Consider the following 2,413-nt stretch of genomic DNA (forward strand, 5'->3'; position numbering starts at 1 on the left):
CTATCTAAAGGCATGCCACGCAAAGTAGGTATTACTGATACATATCTAAAGCCTTTTATCATAAAATTACGCAACCATGTATTACGAACCTCACTTTGATTTGACTCAACTGCAACAATGAATTGAGTCTTTTTATCTATTGTTGATAACCAGTTAAGATCATTATCTAAAACTGGAATACCATCGATGTTATTATTACTTGCATTATTTTGCTCACTTGCAATGAAACCTACTATACTAAATCCAAGATTACGCTCACTAGTAATTGCTTTATAAGCTTCAATTGCATTATTTCCATTGCCAATGATCCATGTATCCCTACGCCACAATCCGAAAATATCGAGAATACGTTTTGTCATCATTCGAGCTAGAGGCAATAACAATATTATCAAAGTCCAACTCAATACCCACAGATAACGAGAGAATGACCAATTCGTAAATGCCATTACTGCTATTTCAATTACTGCAAAAATTACAAGTGTCCTTAAAATTTCCTTGAGTTCAAACCAGAACGTTTTTCTGTAGAAGTAATGGCGTAGACGCATTGAGTACCAAGCAATACAACAAAAAGCCAATAACCAATGCAAGGCCTTCCATCCCTCTAATTGCTCAGCCTGATAAATATTTTGATAATCACTCGATGTAATAGATAACACCCCAACTGCCAGATAAAGTGAAATAACAAAACTAAAAAGATCAGATACAGCAAGTGAAAAGCTAACAATAAAATTCCTGACGAGAATCGTCATATTCCCCTCTCTTTTGTGCACTTCAACGCATTATTATCAATAAAATGCTTGAGTAATTTCATATTAATTACTCAAGCTATGCTGCTTTATTTTATGTTACTTTTTATCTGTATAGGAATATCCATAATGGTTATATCCATATCCATAATAACTACTGGCTTTCTTTACAACACCATTAAGTATACAACCTTTCACTATAATTCCTGTCTGTTCAAAACGTTTTATACTTACCTCTATTTCTTTCGCGGTATTCAATTCAAATCTGGCTACCAGTAAAGTAGTACCTACATAATGACCAATGACTGCTGCATCAGTCACAGCTAAAATAGGTGGAGTATCCAACACTACAATATCATAATTATTATTGGCCCACTCTAATAAATCCCCAAAACGCTTATTCATAAGGAGTTCAGCTGGATTAGGAGGAACCATACCACGGGAAATATAGTCAAACCCAGCTGACTTAATTGTTTTTATAGCTAAGCTAATCTCAGTTTTCCCAGATAAAATGTCCGAGAGTCCATTTGAATTATTTTCATTAAATAATTTATGTGTATATCCTTTTCTCATATCGGTATCAATAAATAATACCTTCTTCCCTGTTTGAGCAATAACGGCTGCAAGGTTAGAGCTAACAAAAGTTTTTCCTGCGTTAGGACTTGCACCAGAAATCATTAGGATATTATTTCTTGCCTCCATCATTGCAAAATGGAGACTAGTTCGTAGCCCACGAATAGCTTCAATTGCAAGATCAGCAGGGTTATCAACGGCTAGAAAACTCGGAATTTTATTAAATACTTTTTTAGTACTACCTTTCCCTTGCAAATTGTTCTTTGTGAAAGTTTCTGCTAACGGTATGCTCGCATAAACATTAATGCCAACTTCTTCTAACTGTTCTGGTGTTTCAATCCCTCTACGTAGGAGAACTCTAAGTAACACAAGTCCTACAGAAACCATCCCGCCAAATACAATACCTGCTAATAAGATTAATATCTTCTTCGGTTTGACTGGTTTTGTTTGAGTTACTGCATCATCAATGATTCGAACATTACCAATGGCACTGGATTTAGCAATATTTAACTCTTGCTGTCGGTTCAATAACTGCATGTAAACAGCTCTGCCAGACTCTACATCACGACTGAGACGAAGGATTTCTTGCTGAGTTTCCGGCATCGCCGATACTCGTTTATTCAATTTAATCTTTTCATCTTGTAATGTTTTTCTTTTCTCCATTAATGCTTTATATGTTGGGTGTTCCTTTGTATAAAGCTGAGATATCTCTGATTCTCTAAAGGTCAATTCATTCAGTTGGTTATCAACATTTACAATTTGATCAAGTACAGCTTTTGCCTCAAGAGATAGGTCAACAGAGTCATTCAAACGACGATACTGATTTAATTTATCTTCAGAAAGATCTAAATCTCCCCTGACTTGTGGTAATTGCTTACTTAGAAACTCTAAACTTTTAGCATCTTGGGCTGCTTGGCGCGCAATATTCTGAGCTAAATAGTTTTCACTAACACTGTTTAATATACGCTCAATTAAAAGCGGATTATCACCTGTTAGTGATAATGTCAACATCCCTGTATCTTTGCCTTGATCAGCTACAATCAAACTATCTTGTAAATCAGTTATCGCTTTCAATCTACTTACGTATGCAACAA

The 2,413-nt window shown here is 35.3% G+C and carries 1 protein-coding gene and 1 pseudogene; both read right to left on the reverse strand.

Annotated elements, in window-relative coordinates:
* Nucleotides 1–749 (reverse strand): annotated as a pseudogene (locus RTW80_RS24080) (UDP-phosphate galactose phosphotransferase); the annotation flags it as partial.
* Between the two features lie 96 nt (nt 750–845).
* Nucleotides 846–2,413: polysaccharide biosynthesis tyrosine autokinase (locus RTW80_RS24085; RefSeq protein WP_312720544.1), on the reverse strand; the 1,568-nt coding region annotated here is incomplete at its 5' end.

The sequence above is a fragment of the Escherichia sp. AM3 genome, from assembly GCF_032029835.1.
GTDB classification, from domain to species: Bacteria; Pseudomonadota; Gammaproteobacteria; order Enterobacterales; family Enterobacteriaceae; genus Escherichia; species Escherichia coli.